This is a genomic window from Rubrivivax albus (assembly GCF_004016515.1).
GTDB classification, from domain to species: domain Bacteria; phylum Pseudomonadota; class Gammaproteobacteria; order Burkholderiales; family Burkholderiaceae_C; genus Rubrivivax; species Rubrivivax albus.
In genome coordinates, this window is sequence record NZ_SACT01000009.1 from 183712 (window position 1) to 203369 (window position 19658).

Here is a 19658-nt window from a genome sequence, read left to right on the forward strand (position 1 = left end):
GGGGCGGGTGACGATGCTGCAGCACCGCATTCGAGCGGCCCGGGAATGAGCCTCTGCCAGCGGTGGAAGGAGTGGGGCGACAGAATCCGGCCATGGATTCCCTCTCGCAGATCGCGCTGGGTGCCGCCGTCGGCGTCGCAGCCATGGGTCGCCGCACGGCACCCTGGAAGGCCGCCGCCTGGGGCGCCGTGGCCGGCACCTTGCCCGACCTGGACGTGCTGATCGACCACGGCGACCCGATCCTGAACATGGTGCTGCATCGCGCAGAGACGCATGCGCCGTTCTGGCTGACGCTGTTTTCGCTGCCCTTTGCGATGGTGGTCGCTCGGCTGAGCGGCGAGTGGGACCGCTGGCGACGCTGGTGGTGGGCGATGTGGCTGGTGCTGGTGACGCACCCGCTGCTCGACGCGATGACGGTCTACGGCACCCAGCTGGCGCTGCCGTTCAGCGACCACCCCTTCGGCGTCGGCAGCATCTTCATCATCGACCCGCTGTACACGCTGCCGTTGCTCGTGGGCGTGGTGTGGGCGCTGAGTTCATCGGCGGGGCAGGGGCGGCGGGCCAACGCTGTCGGCTTGATGCTCAGCACCGCCTACCTGGGATGGACAGTGGCGGCCCAGGCAGCCGTGACCGACACGGCGCAGAAGGCCTTGGCGGTACAGGGCATCCGTGCCGAGCACCTGCTGGTGACGCCCACCGCCTTCAACACCGTGCTCTGGCGCGTGGTGGCCGTGGACGGTGCGCACTACCACGAGGGCTTCCATTCGCTGCTGGACGAGGGCGACGCCATCCGCTTCGACCGTTTCGACCGCGGCACCGCGCTGGCCGCCGACATCGGCGCTCAGGATGGCGTGCAGCGCATCCAGGCCTTCAGCAAGGGCTTCTGGGCGATGTGGGAGCAGAGCGGCCAGCTGGGCATCACCGACCTGCGCATGGGCCAGGAGCCGGCCTACATCTTCCGCTTTGCCGTGGCCGAGCGGCGCAGCCCGGTGGTGCCGCTGGCCGAATCGCGACAGATCGGCAGCCGGCCCGACGTGAAGCGCGGCCTGTCCTGGCTGTGGCGGCGTGCCGGCGGCGAACCGCTGCCGCCGCCACGCTGAGCGCACCGGCCCGTCAGTCGCCGCCGCTGGCGGCCTGCATCTCCTGCGCAAGCTGCTCACCCTGTCGCGCCCGCGGCGCCGACCAGCGCGCGATGCCCAGGTACAGCACCGGCGTCAGGAAGAGCGTGAACAGCGCCGCCAGCGACAGGCCCCCGAAGATCACCGCGCCGATGGACACGCGCGCCTCCGCCCCCGGCCCGGCCGACAGCAGCAGCGGCAGCGCGCCCAGCACGGTAGAGACCATGGTCATCATGATCGGCCGCAGCCGCGTGGTGGCGGCCTCGAAGGCCGCGTCGCGCACGCTGCGGCCCTGGTCGCGCAGCTGGTCGGCGAACTCCACCATCAGGATGCTGTTCTTGGCCATCACCCCTACCAGCAGCAGCAGGCCGATCTGGCTGTAGAGGTTCAGCGACACGCCGCCGAAGGTCATCGCGTAGACGGCCGCCGCCAGCCCGAACGGCACGGTGGACAGCACCACGGTGGCGCTGGTCACGCTCTCGAACTGCGCCACCAGCACCAGGAAGACCACCAGCAGCGCGATGGCGAAGGTCAGCTGCACATCACGGGCCGTTTCCTCCAGCGTGGCCGCATCGCCACGGAACAGCAGGCCCATTTCCGGCGGCAGCTCGCGCGTGGCCAGCGCGCGCAGCTGGTCCACCACCTGCTGCAGCGGTACGCCGGCGGCCACGGCGGCGTCGATCTCCACCGCTCGGCGCTGACCGAAGCGGTTGAGCTCGGCGGCGATGGCACCTTCCTCGAAACGTACGAACTGCGCCAGCGGCACCAGGCGGCCGTCGGCGGCGCGCACCTGGAACATCAGCAGGTCGCTGGGGTCGGTGGCGGCGCGCCGGGCCGACTCCACGAACACCGGCACCGCGCGGTCGCCTCGACTGAGTTCGTCGACCTCGTAGCCCTGCACCAGCGCGCGCAGCGCGGCGTCCAGCCCCGCCACCGGCACACCCAGCGCCGCGGCGCGCTCGCGGTCCACCTGCAGGCCCAGCTGCGGCTGTGACACGTTCCAGTCCACGCGCAGGTCCTGCAGTGCCGGGATCTCGCGTTCGATGGCCGCGGCAAAGGCGAAGGCCTGCTCGGCGATCGCCGCGTGCGTGTCGCCGGTGATCGCCATGCGCACACTGCCGTCGCTGGGCCCGCCACCGCCCAGGCTGCTGCCACCGCCAAACACCCGCACGCGGGCCCCTGGCAGGCGGTCGAGCAGCGGCTGCAGACGCGCGGCCACCTGCTGCTGCGTGACCTCACGGTCGGCCCAGTCGGCCAGCGGCGCGATGATCTCGGCGCGGTGCGGGTCCCAGCGTCCGGTGATGGTGAACACCTGCGTGACCAGGCCCTCGTCCACCAGCGGCTGCAGCAGCGGCAGGGCCAGGTCCAGCTGGCGGTCGGCGTAGGCCAGCGCGGCACCGTCGGGGCCGTCCAGGCGGATGCGCAGCACGCCGCGGTCCTCGGCTGGGGCCAGTTCACTCGGCAGGCTCTGGTGCAGCCACAGTGCACCGGCGCCCAACGCCAGGCACAGCGCGAACACGGCCCAGGCCCGCCGCAGCGCCCAGGCCAGCGCCCGCGTGTAGCCCGCCGCGACCGGACGGCCGATGCGCGCCAGCGATCGTTGCACCGGCCCGGGCGGCCCGTCGGGCGGGATGCGCGCGGCCAGCATCGGCCCCAGCGAGAGGGCCGCGAAACTGGACAGCATCACCGCGATGGCCATCACCCAGCCGAACTCGGTGAACAGCCGCCCGGTGGTGGACGGCAGGAAGGAGATGGGCACGAACACCGCCACCAGCGTGGCCGTGGTGGCCATGATGGCGAAGAAGACCTCCCGTGTGCCCAGCACCGCCGCCGCGCGCGGCCCCAGGCCGGCGGCGCGCCGGCGCTGGATGTTCTCCAGCACCACGATGGCGTCGTCCACCACCAGGCCGCTGGCCAGCACCAGGGCCAGCAGGGTCAGCAGGTTCAGCGAGAAGCCCAGCAGCCAGATGGCCGCCAGGGTGCCGATCAGCGAGATCGGGATCGCCACCGCCGGCACCAGCGTGGGCCGCCAGCGGCCCAGGAACAGGCCCACCACGGCCACCACCACCACCGCGGCGATCAGCAGGCTGGCCACCACCTCGCTGAGCGCACCTTCGATGAAGATGGCCTCGTCGGCCACCACGCTGACCTGCAGCGCCTCGCCACGCGCATTGATGCGCTCCACCACGCGCCGCACGCCTTCGGAGATGGCCACGCTGTTGGACTGCGCCTGGCGCACGACGCCCACGTTGATGACGTTGCGCCCGTCCAGCCGCACGTAGGCCGTGGCGTCGGCCGGCGCCAGCACGATGTCGGCCAGGTCGCGCAGGTACACGCCGGGCCGCAGCTGCAGCGCGCCCAGCTGCCCGGGTTCGGTGAGCGACGCGTTGGCGCGCACCAGCACCTGCAACTCGCCGCCCTGCAGGCTGCCGGCCGGCACATCGGCGCGCGCGCTGCGCAGCGCGGCCACGACCTCGTCCACGGCCACGTTGCGCGCCGCCAGGCGGGCCGGGTCCAGGCGCACGCGCATCACCGTCTCGCGGCCGCCGAACAGGGTCACGTCGGCCACGCCGGGCACGGCCACCAGTTCCGGTTCGAGTTGTTCCTCCACCGCCCGCGTGAGCTGGTCCACCGACAGCACGCGGCTGGCCACGGCCAGCTGGATGACCGGCTCGGCGTCGGCGTCGGCCTTGACGATGCTGAGGTTCTGCACGCCCGCGGGCAGCTGCGACTCGACGCGCGAGATGGCGTCGCGCACATCGTTGGCGGCGTCCACCAGGTTCACGTCGGGGCTGAACTCGAGGATGACGCGCAGGTTGCCTTCCTCGCTGCCGGCGCGCACCTGCACCACGCCGGGCACGCGGGCGGCCGCGCCTTCGAGCACGCGCGTGACCTCGGCGTCCAGCGTCTCCGGCGCCGCCCCGGGGAAGTCGGCGCGCACGGCGACGATGGGGCGGTCGACGTTGGGCAGCTCGCGCAGCTCCACGCCGCGCAGCGCACCCAGGCCGGCGATGACGATCAGCAGGTTCAGCACCACCACCAGCCAGGGGCGGCGGATGCTCAGCGCGGGCAGGTCGGTGGCGCGGTCGGCGGCCGGCGGGGCGTTGTCACCCGGGCTCACGCCGGCGCCCCGCCGTTGCGGCCGACGACCTCCACCGCGCGCCCGTCGCGCAACCGCTGCACGCCTTCGACCACGACGAGGTCACCGTCGCGCAGCTGGCCTTCCAGCAGCACGATGCCATCCTGCCGCCGCAGCGGCCGCACGGGCACCCGCGCTGCCTTGCCGTCCCGCACTTGCCAGACGAAGGCACCGTCGCGGTCCCACTGCAGGGCCAGCTCCGGCACGGCCGGCCGGGGCGTGCCCGGCAAGGCCAGCTGCACAGCGAAGGACATGCCGGGGCGCAAGCGGTCGTCGGGGTTGGGCACCTCGGCCTCCAGCGACACGGTGCGGGCCAACGCGTCCACGCGGCTGTCGATCTGCACCAGCTTGCCGGCAAAGCGCTGCGCGCCGTGTGCCGGCGTCGTCACCGCCACCGGCTGCCCTGGCCTGACTCGCGCCAGGTGCTGCTCCGGCACGGCAAACCGCACGCGCAGCACGCGCCGGTCGTCGATGGTTGTCAGCGTGGCACCGGCTTCGGCACGATCGCCCGGCTGCAGCGCGGCCAGGCCCACGATGCCGTCGAACGGCGCCAGCACGCGGCGGTCGCGGAGCGCCTCGCGCGCCTGGGACAACGCCAGCTCGGCTTCGCGCAGCGCCAACTCGGCGTCGTCGATCTGCGTCTGGGGCAGGGCGCCGGTGCCGTCCAGCGGTGCATAGCGGTCGCGCAGCCGCTGCGCCGCGGCCAGGCGGGTTTCCGCTTGCTGGACCGCCAGCCGTTCGGCGCGGTCGTCCAGGGTCAACAGCAGTTGGCCGGCGCGCACCCGGTCACCGGCGCGGAACGCCACCCGCGTCACCTCGCCGGCGGCAGCCGCCTGCAGCGTGGCCGCACGGCGTGCGAGGCCGCTGCCCACCAGTTCCAGCGCCACGTCGTCGGCCACGCTGCGCACGGCGGCGGTGATGACCGGCGCTGCCGGCGGCGCCTTCTGTGCCAGGACCGGCAGGGCCATCGCAAGCAGCATCGAGGGCAAGGCGCGGCGGAGAAGCAGATGGGGCATCGAGACAGAGTGGCAGGCGCGGCGGACCGCGCCGGGCGGGAAGGGGGAATCGCCTCCGATCGTGCCAGAGCCTGGCCACGGGCGCCGGCGTGTGGGCGTTCGGCCGCACCGGGTTTCAACGGCGCCGCCTTCACAATCGGGCGATGTCGATGACCGCGACCGGACCGAAGAGCGGATCCCAGGCTTTGGCTGCTCGCTGGCGTGGCGTGGCATGGATGGGCGGCGCCGTGCTGTCCTTCCTGCTCATGGCGCTCTCCGGGCGGGAACTGTCGGCCACGCTGAGCACGTTCCAGATCCTGTGCTTCCGCAGCGTGGTCGGTCTGGTGATCGTGGGCACGCTGGCGTGGCATGCCGGCTGGCGGGTGCTGCACACGCGGCGCCTGGGCTTGCACGTGGGGCGCAACCTGGCCCACCTGGGCGGGCAGTTCGGCTGGTTCTTCGCCATCGGCGCACTGCCGCTGGCCAGCGTGTTCGCCATCGAGTTCACCATTCCGCTGTGGACCGCGCTGCTGGCTGCACTGCTCCTGCGCGAACGGTTGACGGCACAGCGCGCAGGCCTGATCGTCCTGGGCCTGGCCGGCGTGCTGATGATCCTGCGGCCCGGGGCCGGCCTGTTGCAGTGGGCGTCGCTGGCGGCGCTGGGCGGCGCGGTGGCCTACGCGCTGAGCTACCTGGCCACCAAGCGGCTGGCGCCGACCGACGCGCCGCTGGCGATCCTGTTCTACATGACCGTGGTGCAGCTGCCACTGGCCACCGCTGGGGCGCTGTGGACGTGGCAGCCGCCGGATTGGGGCCAGTGGCCCTGGATCCTGCTCGTGGGCCTGACCGCGCTCAGTGCGCACTACTGCATCGCGCGTGCGCTCAAGCTGGCGGAACTGGCGGCTGTGATGCCGGTGGACTTCCTGCGCCTGCCGCTGGTGGCGCTGCTGGGCTGGTGGCTCTATGGCGAACGGGTGGACGCGCTGGCACTGGCCGGCATGGCGGTGATCGTGGCCGCCAACGTCCTCAACCTGCGGGCGCGTTGACCCGGCCGGCCAGCCCATCCAGCAGCGCATCGACGGCATCGGTCCCCACGGCCACGAGGTCGAAGCTGCCGCGGTCCAGCAGCCAGGTCTGCATCAGACCTACCACCAGGGCGTGTACCGCGATGGCATCCTGCGCTGGCAGGTCCGCATGCTCCAGGCAGCGCGCGATGGTGGCGATGTGCTCGGCCACCGCCTCGCGGTGCCGCGTGCGCACGCTGCTGAGTTCGTCCACCGTCTCCACCTTGTGCAGCGCGATCTCGAACACGCGCTGGGTCTGCGCGTCGTCGGCAACGCGGCGGAGCGTGTCGCACAGCAGCGTGCGCAGACGCACCAGGGGTTCGTGGCCGGGGCAGGCCTCCAGCGCGGCGCGCGCCTGCTCGATCGGCAGCTTGACGCGCTTCATCATCGCGTCGAACAGCTGGGCCTTGTCTGCGAAGTGGTGGTAGACCGCGCCACGGGTCACGCCTGCTTCGGCCGCGATGTGCTGCAGCGAGGTGCGCGAGACCCCACGCGCCTCGAACAGGCGCTCGGCGGCGTCCAGGATCGCGGTGCGGGTGGCTTCGGCTTCGGCCTTGGTGCGGCGGACCATCGAGTGATTGAGCAGCGACAGCGTCACCTTGCGGCAGTGCAGCAGATGACAGGAACGTAATTCATACATTCTAGACTGTATGTATACTGATGTCACGTCCAGCGCTTGATGCGCCTCATTTCCAGACCGGACCCCACAAGGATTTCCGATGGCCTCGTCGCCCGTTCGAGCCCCGCGCTCACTGACCCTGATCACCCTGGCCGCCATGGCGGCCCTGCTGGCCGCCTGCGGCGGCGGTGGTGCGCCCACGGCGGGCGGTGGGGCGCCACCACCGGCACCGGTGGGTGTGCTGGCGGTGCAGCCCCAGGGCGTCGCCTTGCAACAGGAGCTGCCGGGCCGCGTCGAGGCCCGGCGCACGGCGCAGGTGCGCGCACGCGTGACCGGCATCGTCACCGCACGCCAGTTCAGCGAAGGCAGCGACGTCAAGGCCGGGCAGGCGCTCTACCGCATCGACCCCGCCCCCTACGAGGCAGCCCTGGCCAGCGCCCAGGCGCAGCAGCAGCGCGCGGAGGCCGGCGCCGCCCAGGCGCGGCTGACGGCCGAACGCTACGCCCCGCTGGCCGAGGCCAGGGCCATCAGCGCCCAGGACTACGCGGCCGCGCTGGCGGCGCAGAAGACCGCCGAAGCCGACGTGGCCGCCGCGAAGGCGGCCGTGCAGACGGCGCGCCTGAACCTCGGCTACGCGCAGGTGACGGCGCCGATCGCCGGGCGCATCGGTCGTGCCCTGGTCACCGAAGGCGCATTGGTCAGCGCGGCCGAGGCCACGCCGCTGGCGGTGATCCAGCAGGTGGACCGCGTGTACGTCAACTTCACGCAGTCGGCCAACGAGTTGCTGGCGCTGCGCCAGGCGCTGGCCGCCGGCCGCATGCAGCGCAGCAGCGGCGACAGTGTGCCTGTTCAGGTGGTGCTGGACGACGGCAGCGTGCTGCCTCAGCCTGGGCGGCTGCTGTTCAGCGATCTGAGCGTGGACGCCAGTTCCGGCCAGGTGACGCTGCGCGCCGAGGTGCCCAACTCGCAGGGTCTGCTGCTGCCGGGCCAGTTCGTGCGCGTGCGCCTGGCACAGGCCACGCTGCCCCAGGCCATGCTGCTGCCGCAGCAGGCCGTCACGCGCACCCAGCAGGGCGACACGGTGCTGGTGGTGGGCGAGGGCAACAAGCCGGCCCCACGCAAGATCAGCGTGGCCGGCGCGCAGGACGGCCAGTGGATCGTCACCGGCGGCCTGCAGCCGGGCGAACGCGTGATCGTCGATGGCTTCCAGAAGATGTTCGTGCCCGGCGCGCCGGTGAACCCGGTGCCGTGGACGCCGCCGTCGGCGGCGTCCGCAGCAGCAGCGGCACCGGCTTCGGCCGCCAGCCGCTGAGCCGGGACCCGCCATGTCGAAGTTCTTCATCGACCGCCCCATCTTCGCGTGGGTGATCGCGCTGTTCATCATGGTGATGGGCGGCGTGGCGATCAAGCAGCTGCCGATCGCGCAGTACCCGCCGGTGGCGCCGCCGTCCATCGTCGTCAGCGCGGCCTATCCGGGCGCCTCGGCGCAGACGCTGGAAGACGCCGTGCTGGCCGTCATCGAGCGCGAGATGAACGGCGCGCCCGGCCTGATCTACATGGAGACCGTGGCCCAGGCCAACGGCAGCGGCAGCATCACACTGAGCTTCGAGCCGGGCACCAACGCCGACCTGGCGCAGGTGGAGGTGCAGAACCGCGTCTCGCGGGCCACGCCGCGCCTGCCCAGCGCGGTGACGCAGCAGGGCGTGCGCGTGGACAAGGCGCGCTCGAACTTCCTGCTCTTCACCATTCTGACGTCCAGCGACCCGGCCTGGGACCCGGTGGCCCTGGGCGACTACGCGTCGCGCAACGTGCTGCCGGAACTGCAGCGTGTGCCCGGCGTGGGCCAGGCGCAGCTGTTCGGCACCGAACGCGCGATGCGCATCTGGCTTGACCCGGCCAAGCTGCGCAGCTACACCCTGTCCAGCGCCGAGGTGCTGGCCGCCATCCGCGCGCAGAACGCGCAGGTTTCGGCGGGTGGCATCGGCGAGCTGCCCATCGTCGACGGCCAGCGGATCTCGGCCACGGTCACCGTCGACGGCCAGCTGAAGTCGCCGGCGCAGTTCGGCGCCATCGTGCTGCGCGCCAATGCCGACGGCTCCAGCGTGCGCCTGCGCGACGTGGCCCGCATCGAGCTCGGCGCCCAGGCCTACGCCACCACGGCGCGGCTGAACGGGAAACCGTCCACCGGCATCGGCATCCAGCTCTCGCCCACCGGCAATGCGCTGGAGACCGCGGCCGCCGTGCGCGCCAAGATGGAAGATCTGAAGGGCTACTTCCCGGCCGGGATGAGCTACGCCATCCCCTACGACAGCTCGCGCTTCATCCGCATCTCGATCGAGCAGGTGGCCATCACCCTGGTGGAGGCCGTGGGCCTGGTGTTCCTGGTGATGCTGCTGTTCCTGCAGAAGATCCGCTACACCGTCATCCCGACCATCGTGGTGCCGGTGGCCCTGCTGGGCACCTTTGCCGTGCTGCTGGCGCTGGGCTTCTCGATCAACGTGCTCACGATGTTCGGCATGGTGCTGGTGATCGGCATCGTGGTCGACGACGCCATCGTGGTGGTGGAGAACGTCGAGCGCATCATGGCCACCGAGCACCTGGGGCCCTACGAGGCCACGCGCAAGGCCATGGGGCAGATCCAGGGCGCCATCGTCGGCATCACCGTGGTGCTGATCTCGGTGTTCGTGCCGCTGGCCTTCTTCGCCGGCGCGGTGGGCAACATCTACCGCCAGTTTGCCGCGGTGATGGTCACGGCGATCGCCTTCTCCGCCTTCCTGGCGCTGAGTCTGACGCCGGCGCTGTGCGCCACGCTGCTCAAGCCCATCGAACCCGGGCATGAACACGCCCGCCGCGGGCCCTTCGCCTGGTTCAACCGGGCCTTCACGCGCACGTCCGACGGCTACGGCCGGGGTGTGAAGGCCATGCTGCCGCGCGCCGGCCGGCTGATGGTGATCTACGCCGTGCTGGTGGGCGTGCTGGGCTATGCCTACATGCGCCTGCCCGGCAGCTTCCTGCCGGCCGAGGACCAGGGCAACCTGATCGTGAGCATCCAGCTGCCGCCGGGCGCCACGCAGGAGCGCGCCCGCGACGTGGTGCAGCAGGTCGAGGCCTTCATGCTCAAGCAGCCCGAGGTCGAGAGCATGGTCGGCGTGCTGGGCTTCAGCTTCAGCGGCCAGGGGCAGAACGCGGCGCTGGCCTTCGTCACGCTCAAGCCCTGGGACGAACGCACCGGCCCGGGCCAGAGCGCGCAGGCGCTGGCCGGGCGGGCCTTCGGCGCGCTGTCCGGCATCCGCGACGCCTTCATCTTCCCGCTCAGCCCGCCGCCGATCCCCGAGCTGGGCCAGGCCAGCGGCTTCAACCTGCGCCTGCAGGACCGCGCCGGCCTCGGCCACGAGGCGCTGGTGGCCGCGCGCAACCAGCTCATCGGCATGACGCGCCAGAGCCAGGTCGTGACCCAGGTGCGCCCCGATGGCCTGGAGGACGCACCACAGCTGCAGCTGACCGTTGACCGCGAGAAGGCCGCCGCGCTGGGCGTGAGCTTCGACGCCATCAATGCGACGCTCTCCACCGCACTGGGGTCGAGCTACGTCAACGACTTCCCCAGTGCCGGCCGCCTGCAGCGCGTGGTCGTGCAGGCCGACGCGCCGGCACGCATGCAGCCGGAGGACCTGCTGAAGTTGTCGGCCCCGAGCAGCCGCGGGGGCCTGGTGCCGCTGTCGGCCTTCGCGAGCACGCAGTGGGTCACCGGCGCGATGCAGACCATCCGCTACAACGGCTACCCGGCCATGCGTGTCGGTGGCTCCGCGGCGCCGGGCTACAGCACCGGCGACGCCATGGCCGAGATGGAACGCCTGGTGGCGCAGCTGCCCGCGGGCTTCGGCTACGAGTGGACCGGCATCAGCCGCGAGGAGAAGATCGCCGGCAGCCAGGCCGTGATCCTGTACGGGTTCGCGGTGCTGGCCGTCTTCCTGTGCCTGGCGGCGCTGTACGAGAGCTGGGCCATCCCGCTGGCGGTGATCCTGGTGGTGCCGCTGGGCGTGCTTGGCGTGGTGCTGGCCACGCTGGGGCGCGGGCTGTCCAACGACGTGTATTTCCAGGTCGGCCTGATCACCATCATCGGTCTGTCGGCGAAGAACGCGATCCTGATCATCGAGTTCGCCAAGGATCTGCAGGCGCAGGGCAGGGCGGTGTTCGACGCCGCACTGGAAGCGGCCAGGCTGCGCTTCCGGCCCATCATCATGACCTCGATGGCCTTCACGCTGGGTGTGCTGCCGCTGTTCCTGGCTACCGGGGCCGGGTCGGCCAGCCAGCGCGCCATCGGCACCGGCGTGGTGGGCGGCATGATCAGCGGAACGCTGCTGGCCGTGATCTTCGTGCCGCTGTTCTTCGCCGTGGTGCGGCGCTTCTTCCCGCCCAGTGCGCGCCAGCAGCGCTTCGACCGCCACGAGACCGAGAACCAGAACCTGCACGTGCCGCAGGAGGACCGATGACCCGCCGTGTATCTTCCCTGAGCGCTCTGGGCCTGGCCGCCGCGCTGGCCGGCTGCGCCCTGACACCGGCCTACGAGCGCCCGGCCGCACCGGTGGCGGCCGCCTTCCCGGCACCGGCGGCAGACGCCGGCGTGCCGGCCGCGCAGCTGTCCTGGGCCGATTTCATCGCCGATGCGCGCAGCCAGGCCCTGGTGCGTGCCGCGCTGGCGAACAACCGCGACCTGCGCATCGCCGTGCTCAACGTCGAGCAGGCGCGCGCGGCGCTGGGCGTGCAGCAGGCCGACCGCCTGCCCACGCTGAACGCCGGTGCCGCAGCCAACCGCAGCAGCGCCAGCAGCAGCTACAGCGTCGGCCTGCAGGTGACGAGTTTCGAGCTCGACCTGTTCGGCCGAGTGAAGAGCCTCAGCGAAGCCGCCGCCGCCCGCCTGCTGGCCAGCGACGAGGCCCGCCGCGCCGTGCAGCTGAGCCTGGTCACCGCGGTGGCCGACGCGGACCTCGTGCTGCGTGCCGACGATGCGCTGATCGCCCTGACCCAGCAGGTGCTGGCGTCGCGCGAGGCCTCGCTGAAGCTCGTGAAGCTGAAGTTCGACGCAGGTGCCGCCGGCGAGCCGGAACTGCGCGCCAGCGAGTCGCTGGTCGCTGCGGCGCGGGCCAGCGCCGCGGCGCTGGAGCGCCAGCGCCAGCAGCACCTCAATGCCCTGGTGCTGCTGCTGGGCGGGCCGCTGCCGGCCGACCTGCCGGCCGCCGCGCCGCTGCAGGCCGTGGCCTACGCCGACCTGCCGGCGGGCCTGCCGTCGGAGGTCTTGCTGCAGCGGCCGGACGTGCGCCAGGCCGAGCAGCTGCTGGTGGCGGCCAACGCCAACATCGGGGTCGCGCGGGCGGCCTTCTTCCCGCGCATCGCGCTCACCGGCAGCCTGGGCTTCGCCAGCACCGACCTGCAGTCGCTGTTCGACCAGAGCGCCTGGAGCTTCGCGCCGCAGCTGCTGATGCCGCTGTTCGACGCCGGCCGCAACGAAGCCAACTTGGCGGCCGCCAAGGTCGCGCGCGAGCTGGCGGTGGCGCAGTACGAGAAGAGCATCCAGACCGCCTTCCGCGAGGTGGCCGACGCCCTGGCCGCCCGCGCCACGCTGGGCGACCAGCTGGCCGCACAGCGCGCGCAGGCCGAGGCCGAACAGCGCCGCCTGGCCCTGGCCGAACGGCTGCTGGCCGCCGGCGCCGCCAGCCTGCTGGACCGCCTGGACGCCGAGCGCTCGGCGCTTGCCGCCCGCCAGGCCGTGATCCAGCTGGAGCTGGCGCAGCGGCAGAACGCGCTGCTGCTCTACCGCGTGCTGGCCGGCGGCACGGCGCTGGCCGACTCCGCACCGGCCGCCATGCCGGCCCGCGCCGCCACCGCGTCCTGAGGCCATCCTGACCGCCCCGGCGCGCCGCTGGCCCGTCGTCGCCCGCCTCGGCGTGGCGCAGACGCTGGCCTGGGCGTCGAGCTACTACCTGCCGGCGCTGCTGGCCGTGCCGATGGCGCGCGACCTGGGCGTGGCGCCGACCACGGTGTTCGGCGCGTTCTCGCTGGCCATGCTGCTGGCCGCGGCCGTTGGGCCGGCTGCGGGGCGCGCCATCGACCAGCGCGGCGGCCGGCCGGTGCTGATCGCCAGCAACCTGGTCTTTGCCGCCGGCCTGGGCGGCCTGGCGCTGGCCCAGGGGCCGTGGACGCTGTTCGCCGCCTGGCTGCTCATTGGCGCGGCCATGGGCGCTGGCCTGTACGAGGCTGGCTTCGCGACCCTGGTGCGCCTGTGGGGCCATGGGGCGCGGGGCGGCATCACCGGCATCACACTGATCGCCGGCTTCGCCAGCACCGTGGGCTGGCCGCTGAGCGCGTGGCTGGAGGCGGAGTTCGGCTGGCGCGTGGCCTGCGGCGTGTGGGCGCTGCTGCACCTCGGGCTGGGCGTGCCGCTGAACGCCAGCCTGCCGAAAGCACCGCCGATGCCACCGTCGACGGCGCCGAACGTGCAAGCCGAGAGGGAATCCGAGGGCAGTACTGTGCCACCGACTGCCACCGCCACGGCCGCCGACTTCACCGACCCGCCGCCACTGGCCCACCCGCTGCGCGCTGGCGTGCTGCTGTCCTTCGTCTTCGCCGCCACCTGGTTCGTCAGCACCGCGATGGCGTCGCACCTGCCCGCGGTGCTGCAGCTGGCCGGCGCCGGCGCGGCGGCCGCGGTGGCCGTGGGCACGCTGATCGGTCCGGCACAGGTGGCCGGTCGCCTGCTGGAGGCCGGCTGGCTGCGGCGTCTGCATCCGCTGCTGTCGGCGCGTCTGGCCGCCCTGGGCCACCCGGTGGGCGTGGTGGTGCTGGCCACCGTGGGGCCGGTGGCGGCACCGGCCTTCGCCATCCTGCACGGCCTGGGCAACGGCATCATGACCATCGCCAAGGGCACGCTGCCGCTGGCCATCTTCGGCCCGCGGGGCTACGGCCAGATGCAGGGGCTGCTGATGGCGCCGACTCGGCTGGCCCAGGCGGCGTCGCCACTGGTCTTCGGCGCGGCGCTGCAAGGCTGGGGCTTCGGCGCCATGGCGCTCAGCAGCGGCCTGTGTCTGCTCGGCTTCGTGGCGCTGCTGGTGCTGCCGCGGGCATCGGGGATGCGCACACCGCCAGACTGAGCTTGCATCCAGTACTGTGTGTCTGTACAGTTCATGGCAGGAGGTTGCCATGAAACACGTCTTTCGCCAGCACTATCACCCGTCCGCGCCCATGATGCCTACCTGGCTGTGGCGGCTGTGGGCCTGGTTCTGAACCGTGCGGCGCCAAACCATGCGCCCGCTGTTCGTGCGCCGCAGCCTGTGGCACCGCCTGCCCACCCGTCTGGCCGGCATGGCGGTTGGCCTGGCCGCCCTGGGGTCGTTGATGGCTGCGTGGCTGTCGGCCCATTGAGCAGTCAGGAACCGGCAGGTCGGGCCGCACCGCCCGCGCCACCAGTGGCCCCACCTGCACACGCCGCCCGCATGAATGCACCCCTGCTGCCCGAACGCCTCGTCTGCCCGCCCGGCGAATCGCCGGAACCCGCGCTGGAACTGTCCACCGCCGGTGTGCTTCGCGTGGTGTGGGCATCGCGCTTCGGGCCGATGCTGATCGAGGTGCGCGACGGCGTAGCCTATGTCAATGGGGAGCGCGTCGAACCCGCCGCGCCGATGCCGGGCTCTAGCGGCTGACATTGCAGGTGGCGCGCCGCCCGTGCACAGCGGACTCCGCCGTGGCGCAGACCGGCGCGGGCAGGGCGGCTGCCACGGTCGTTCAGTCGTCGTACCGCTGGTGCACGTAGCGGCCCGGGGCCGGCCCCAGACCTTCCCGCGCCGTCAGCCCGCGTGCCGGCACCCGCTTGCGGGTGCCATGCGCCTTGAGCCAGTGGTCCCAGGCCGTCCACCAGGAACCGTCGTGGGACTCGGCCGTCTGCGCCCAGTCCGAAGGTGCCCGCCAGGTGTCGCCGGGCCGACGGGTGCCCTGCCGCCAGCGGCGGCCGGCATGGCCCGGCTCACTGACGATGCCCGCGTTGTGGCCGCCGCTGGTCAGCACGAAGGTGAGTTCGGTGTCGGTCAGGCCATGCAGCTTGTAGACGCTGCGCCAGGGCGCCACGTGGTCCTTCTCGGTGCCGACCAGGAACACCGGCAGCCGCAGGTCGCGCAGCGACACCGGCCGGCCTTCCACGCAATACCGCGACAGCGCCAGTTCGTTGTGCAGGTACAGCCGCCGCAGGTACTGGCTGTGCATGGCTGCGGGCATGCGCGTGGTGTCCGCGTTCCAGGCCATCAGGTCGTTCGGCCGCAGCGGCTCGCCCATCCAGATCTCCCGCAGGGTGGCGGACCACACCAGTTCGCGTGAATGCAGGAACTGGAAGCTGCCGGCCATCTGCCGCCCGCTGAGGTAGCCGCGCTCGGCCATCATGTCCTCGAGCAGCGCGACCTGGCTCTCGTCGATCAGCACGCCCATCTCGCCCGGCTCGCTGAAATCCGTCTCGGCCGCCAGCAGGCTCATCGACGCCAGCCGGGGCAGGGCGTCGGCGCCCGCCGCCGCGCCCTGGCGTGCCAGCGCGGCGGCGGCAATGGCCAGCAACGTGCCGCCCAGGCAGTAGCCCATGGCGTGCACCGCCTGCCCTGGCACGCGGCGGCCAACGGCGGCCAGCGCATCGAACACGCCCAGGTTCAGGTAGTCGTCCATGTCCAGCAACGCATCGCCGGCGTCCGGATTGCGCCAGGACAGGATGAACACCGTGTGGCCCTGGTCCACCAGCCAGCGCACCATGGAATCGTGGGGCGACAGGTCCAGGATGTAGTACTTCATGATCCAGCTGGGAACGATGAACACCGGCTCGGCCTGCACCCGGGGCGTCGTCGGGCTGTACTGGATCAGTTCCACCAGGGCGTTGCGGTGCACCACGCGGCCGGGTGTCAGAGCGACATCGCGGCCGGGTTCGAAATGGCGCCCGTGGTCGAAGTGCCGCGGCAGGCCATGCTGAACCCGCCAGTTGTCCTGCGCATGGGCCAGCCCGGCCACGAGGTTCCCGCCCTGGCGTTCGACCGTGGCGGCCAGCACCTCCGGGTTGCCGAGACCGGCGTTGGTGGGCGACAGCATGTCCAGCCACTGGCGGGCAAAGGCGCCGACGACGTCACGGTGGTGGGCCTGCATGCCGCGCAGGTCGGTGGCATCGCGCCACCAGTGTTCGGCCGCCAGGTGCTGACGGGCCAGCGCGTTCCAGGGCCAACGCTGCCAGGCATCGGCGGTGAAGCGCTGGTCGTCAGGACGCTCGCTGGCCGAGGCCGGCAGCGTTGCCTGCGTCAGCGCGTCCATCGCGGCGGCCTGCCCCAGCTGCCAGGCCTGCGCGGCCAAATGGGCTGCGCGCGCGGGCTGCGTGCCCAGATGCCAGGCCCAGTCAGAAGCCGCCAGGGCCATCGAGACCGGCGACAGCCCGCCCCACAGCGGCGCCATCATGGCGTGCAATTGGCCGTCCAGGGCTTCCGCGCGGGCGCGGGCTGCTGGCACGGGCGGGGCAGGGCAGGCCATGGCCCCGTGGTGTGAACGAGTGTCTGCGGGCATCTCGGCGATGAACCAGTGGCAACAACGGGGGTCAAGGATGCCGCCTCCGCGCCCCTCCAGGCTTGACAACCCGCAAGCCGCGCCACGCACGCGACCACGTGATCAGTCGGGCAGCACCTCGAAGGTCAGCCCCGCACGCGCCTGCAGGCGGTCGATCAGGGCTTGGCCCATGGCCGCGGCCGGTGTCCAGATGCCGCCTGGTGTGGCCACGGCGTCGCGGCCCAGCAGGCACAGGGCCGCCTCGGCGACCATCCTCGACGTCGAGCCGTAGCCCGGATCGCGGTCGCCGGTGACGCGGACACGGGCCTCGTGGCCAGCGTCATCGCGGCCGACGAACAGCAGTTCGTAGAGCCCGGCCTCGCGCTCCTCGCGCGTCGGGCCTTCACCCGGTCGCGGACCATCGTCCGACGCGAGCGAACGGTCCGCCGCCACCGCGTGGGCCCGCGCCTGGCCGTGCTCGCCCGGCCCGGTGACCAGCATCTCGTCGTAGCGGAAGTCCGCACCGTAGGCATGCCCCTGCAACAGGTTGCTCCGGTGCACGTTGCGCGTGTTGATGTCTGCCATCACGAAGGGCGCCAGCCAACACCCCATGCGCTCGTCATAGACCGGCTTGTGACCAGGCGGCTGGGCCGGTCCCTGGAATCCAGGCGTCAGGGAGAAGGGATCGCGCAGCAAGGCCATCACCGAGGGATCGCTGCGGGCCGCAGCCAACGTGGCCCGGAGGCTGGCCGCCGTGCCACCGGAGAACGTGCCCTTCATGCGCAGCACGCGGCCATGCACCTGCGTTGCCGGCTGACCGTGCTGCTGACGCATCTGCGCCTGCAGCAGCCACACGCCCAGGTCGAAGGGGATGGAGTCGAAGCCGCACGAGAACACGATCCGCCCACCGCTGCCCCGCGCCTGGACCTCGTGGGTATCGATCATCTGACGCATCCACGCCGGTTCGCCACAGAGATCAACGTAGTCCACGCCCGCCTGTGCGCAGGCTGCAACCAGAGCACTTCCATACAGCTGGTAAGGACCGACGGTGGTGATCACCAGGCGCGTCTGCGCCATCAGCGATCGAAGGCTCGACTCGTCGGTGGCATCGACCGTGAGGCAAGCCACGGCGTCGGGCAGTTGCAGGTCACTGTGCACGGCCAGCAGGCGGCTGGCGTCCCGTCCGGCGAGCGCCCAGCGCAGGTCGGGTGGTGCCTGGCGCGACAGGTGTTCGGCCACGAGGCGCCCGGTGTAGCCGCTGGCGCCGAAGATAACGAGATCGAAGGACTTGGTCATCCGGGCATTCTGGATGCGGGCGAGCGGCGCGCCTGTCCGGAAGGTGACGGCACGGGTTGGCAGATGCTGTCGTGGGAACTCCGGCAACGCCCCTTCTAAGTTGACATAAGATACATTAGCAATATTAAAAGTGGTGTACTAGATGTCCAAGACTTCCCGCATGCCCCCAGGCCTTGTGGGTCCACTCCGGTCATCCATCGGTCGCGGAGCGCAAGTGCGCCATCTGCTTCAGCATCCACAGCCGTCAACCACTCTCAATGATCCCTGTCATGACCACGTTGATCCTTGCCTTCGTGCCGGTCGCCTTCATCACGGGCGGGCTGGCCTGGGTGATGTCCATGGGCGCGCGCGACCAGGCGCGTTCAGATGCCTGGGCAGCGCGCTGGATGCAGGCCAACGCCAGCCGCGGCGGCCGCTGAGGCTGGCTGAGCCTGACCCCTGTCGCACCCCGGGTCGCCAGCAACCGCTGGATAGCGGACATCTGGTGGTCGTTGAACACCTGGAACCAGACCTTCGGAGCCTGACCCTCCATTTGCGACCGTTCAGGCGGTCCCGTACTTCGTCTCGAAGGCCACGCCGATGGTGCGCAGCAAGGGCATCGGCAGTTCACCGCCGGCGCAGACGACCACCGCATCGGCCAAGCGCTCCTGGCTCCCATCGCCCGTGGTCAACCGCACGCGTCCGGTGTTGATCTGGGCCACCTCGGTCCGCAGCAGCACCTCGAGCCGGCCGCGCTTGCGCAGCGTGTCCAGCCGCTCCCTGTTGCGCGGCTTCACGCGCGCGAAGGCCTCGCCCCGGTAGGTGAGTGTGACGGTCGTGCCCGGGACTTCGGCCACCGCCACGGCCGCCTCGACGGCGCTGTCGCCGCCACCCACCACCAGCACCGCCTGGCCCGCGTACTGTTCGGGGTCGGTCAACCGGTACACCACGTGCGGCTGTTCCTCGCCGGGCACGCCCAGCTTGCGGGGCGTGCCCCGGCGGCCCAGGGCCAGCAACACGCTGCGGCAGCGGAACTCGCCCTGGTTGGTGCGCACGACGAAGCCGTCGCCTTCGGGCGTGGCGCCGAGGAAGCGCTCCTGGAACTGGATGGGCAGGCCGGTGCGTTCGACGATGTCCTGCCAGAACGCCAGCAGACGTTCCTTGGCCACCTCGGTGAACTGCACCTTGCCCACCAGGGCCAGCGTCACCGGTGCCGTCATCGCCACCTTCTGCCGGGGGTAGTGGAAGACGGCGCCGCCCAGTGACGCCTCCTGCTCGATCAGGCGGAACTGCAGGCCCTGCTCCATCGCCGCCAGCCCGGCGGACAGCCCGGCCGGACCGCAACCGACGATGACCACGTCCAGCGGCCAGGCGCCACGCGGCCGGTGGCGGATGGCGTCGATGGCCTGGCGGCCCTGCTCCGCCGCCTTGCGGATCAGGCCCATCCCGCCGAGTTCACCGGCGATGAAGATGCCGGGCACGTTGGTCTCGAACTGCGGGCTGACCTGCGGGATGTCCACGCCGCGCCGCTCGGTGCCGAACACCAGCTGGATGGCGTCCACCGGGCACGCGGCGGCGCACGCCCCGTGCCCGATGCAGGCAGCCGCATCCACCAGCACGGCCTTGCCGCCGATCACGCCCAGCGCCTGCTCCGGACAGGCCTGGGCGCACGTGCCAGAGCCGATGCAGCGCAACGGGTCCACCACCGGGTGCAGCGACATCGGTTCGGCCATGCCGGCCGCTTGTGCCACGGCCAGCGCCTCGGCGTGGGTCCGCTGCCGGCGGCTTTGCCAGAGCACGTAGCCGCCAACGGCCAGGATCAGGACCAGGGCATAGGGCAGCCAGAGGCTCATGGGCGCCACCGTGTCGGGTGACGGGCCGCACCGCACAGGCGCG

The 19658-nt window shown here is 71.9% G+C and carries 14 protein-coding genes; 8 read left to right on the forward strand and 6 right to left on the reverse strand.

Features of this window, described 5'->3' with window-relative positions; all coding sequences use genetic code 11:
- The first annotated feature begins 92 nt into the window (after positions 1-92).
- A complete protein-coding gene (locus ENE75_RS21600) occupies positions 93-1100 on the forward strand; it encodes a metal-dependent hydrolase (RefSeq protein WP_128200567.1) in 1008 nt (335 codons plus the stop codon).
- A gap of 13 nt (positions 1101-1113) precedes the next feature.
- Here the strand turns inward: ENE75_RS21600 and ENE75_RS21605 are convergent, their stop codons facing one another.
- Positions 1114-4239 (reverse strand): efflux RND transporter permease subunit, encoded by a 3126-nt coding sequence (locus ENE75_RS21605; RefSeq protein WP_128200569.1) that lies wholly within the window; start codon positions 4237-4239, stop codon positions 1114-1116.
- Entirely contained in the window at positions 4236-5225 is a 990-nt protein-coding gene (locus ENE75_RS21610) for an efflux RND transporter periplasmic adaptor subunit (RefSeq protein ID WP_158289041.1), read from the reverse strand. Before ENE75_RS21610 ends, ENE75_RS21605 begins: the two co-directional genes overlap by 4 nt.
- 191 nt (positions 5226-5416) lie before the next feature.
- On the opposite strand from ENE75_RS21610, the gene ENE75_RS21615 reads away from it, so the two are divergent.
- Positions 5417-6298 carry a DMT family transporter gene (locus ENE75_RS21615; protein WP_233259201.1) on the forward strand — a complete coding sequence of 294 codons (882 nt, stop codon included), beginning with the start codon at positions 5417-5419 and terminating at the stop codon, positions 6296-6298.
- On the opposite strand, the gene ENE75_RS21620 is transcribed toward ENE75_RS21615, so the two are convergent.
- The gene (locus ENE75_RS21620; protein WP_310733648.1) at positions 6279-6914 is read right to left on the reverse strand and encodes a TetR family transcriptional regulator; all 636 of its coding nucleotides are present in this window, start codon (positions 6912-6914) and stop codon (positions 6279-6281) included. The genes ENE75_RS21615 and ENE75_RS21620 overlap by 20 nt on opposite strands.
- Positions 6915-7035: 121 nt before the next feature.
- Between ENE75_RS21620 and ENE75_RS21625 the strand changes: the two genes are divergently transcribed.
- The 5 genes from ENE75_RS21625 (at position 7036) to ENE75_RS21645 (ending at position 14629) form a co-directional block, all read left to right on the forward strand.
- A complete protein-coding gene (locus ENE75_RS21625; RefSeq protein WP_128200575.1) occupies positions 7036-8247 on the forward strand; it encodes an efflux RND transporter periplasmic adaptor subunit in 1212 nt (403 codons plus the stop codon).
- 13 nt (positions 8248-8260) lie between these two features.
- Positions 8261-11425 carry an efflux RND transporter permease subunit gene (locus ENE75_RS21630; protein WP_128200577.1) on the forward strand — a complete coding sequence of 1055 codons (3165 nt, stop codon included), beginning with the start codon at positions 8261-8263 and terminating at the stop codon, positions 11423-11425.
- Positions 11422-12825, forward strand: coding sequence for an efflux transporter outer membrane subunit (locus ENE75_RS21635; protein WP_128200579.1), 1404 nt, complete (start codon positions 11422-11424; stop codon positions 12823-12825). Before ENE75_RS21630 ends, ENE75_RS21635 begins: the two co-directional genes overlap by 4 nt.
- Positions 12826-12832: 7 nt before the next feature.
- Positions 12833-14080, forward strand: a complete 1248-nt coding sequence (locus ENE75_RS21640) for an MFS transporter (RefSeq protein ID WP_128200581.1) — start codon at positions 12833-12835, stop codon at positions 14078-14080.
- 342 nt (positions 14081-14422) lie between these two features.
- Positions 14423-14629 carry a hypothetical protein gene (locus ENE75_RS21645; protein WP_128200582.1) on the forward strand — a complete coding sequence of 69 codons (207 nt, stop codon included), beginning with the start codon at positions 14423-14425 and terminating at the stop codon, positions 14627-14629.
- An 82-nt stretch (positions 14630-14711) separates the two neighbouring features.
- On the opposite strand, the gene ENE75_RS21650 is transcribed toward ENE75_RS21645, so the two are convergent.
- A complete protein-coding gene (locus ENE75_RS21650) occupies positions 14712-16454 on the reverse strand; it encodes a PHA/PHB synthase family protein (protein ID WP_233259202.1) in 1743 nt (580 codons plus the stop codon).
- A gap of 156 nt (positions 16455-16610) precedes the next feature.
- The gene (locus tag ENE75_RS21655; RefSeq protein WP_128200586.1) at positions 16611-17783 is read right to left on the reverse strand and encodes a saccharopine dehydrogenase family protein; all 1173 of its coding nucleotides are present in this window, start codon (positions 17781-17783) and stop codon (positions 16611-16613) included.
- A gap of 269 nt (positions 17784-18052) precedes the next feature.
- Between ENE75_RS21655 and ENE75_RS24935 the strand changes: the two genes are divergently transcribed.
- Positions 18053-18202 carry a hypothetical protein gene (locus ENE75_RS24935; protein WP_158289042.1) on the forward strand — a complete coding sequence of 50 codons (150 nt, stop codon included), beginning with the start codon at positions 18053-18055 and terminating at the stop codon, positions 18200-18202.
- Positions 18203-18325: 123 nt separating this feature from the next.
- Here the strand turns inward: ENE75_RS24935 and ENE75_RS21660 are convergent, their stop codons facing one another.
- On the reverse strand, positions 18326-19615 hold the full coding sequence (locus tag ENE75_RS21660) for an NAD(P)-binding domain-containing protein (RefSeq protein WP_128200588.1): 1290 nt from the start codon (positions 19613-19615) through the stop codon (positions 18326-18328).
- Positions 19616-19658 lie beyond the last annotated feature (43 nt).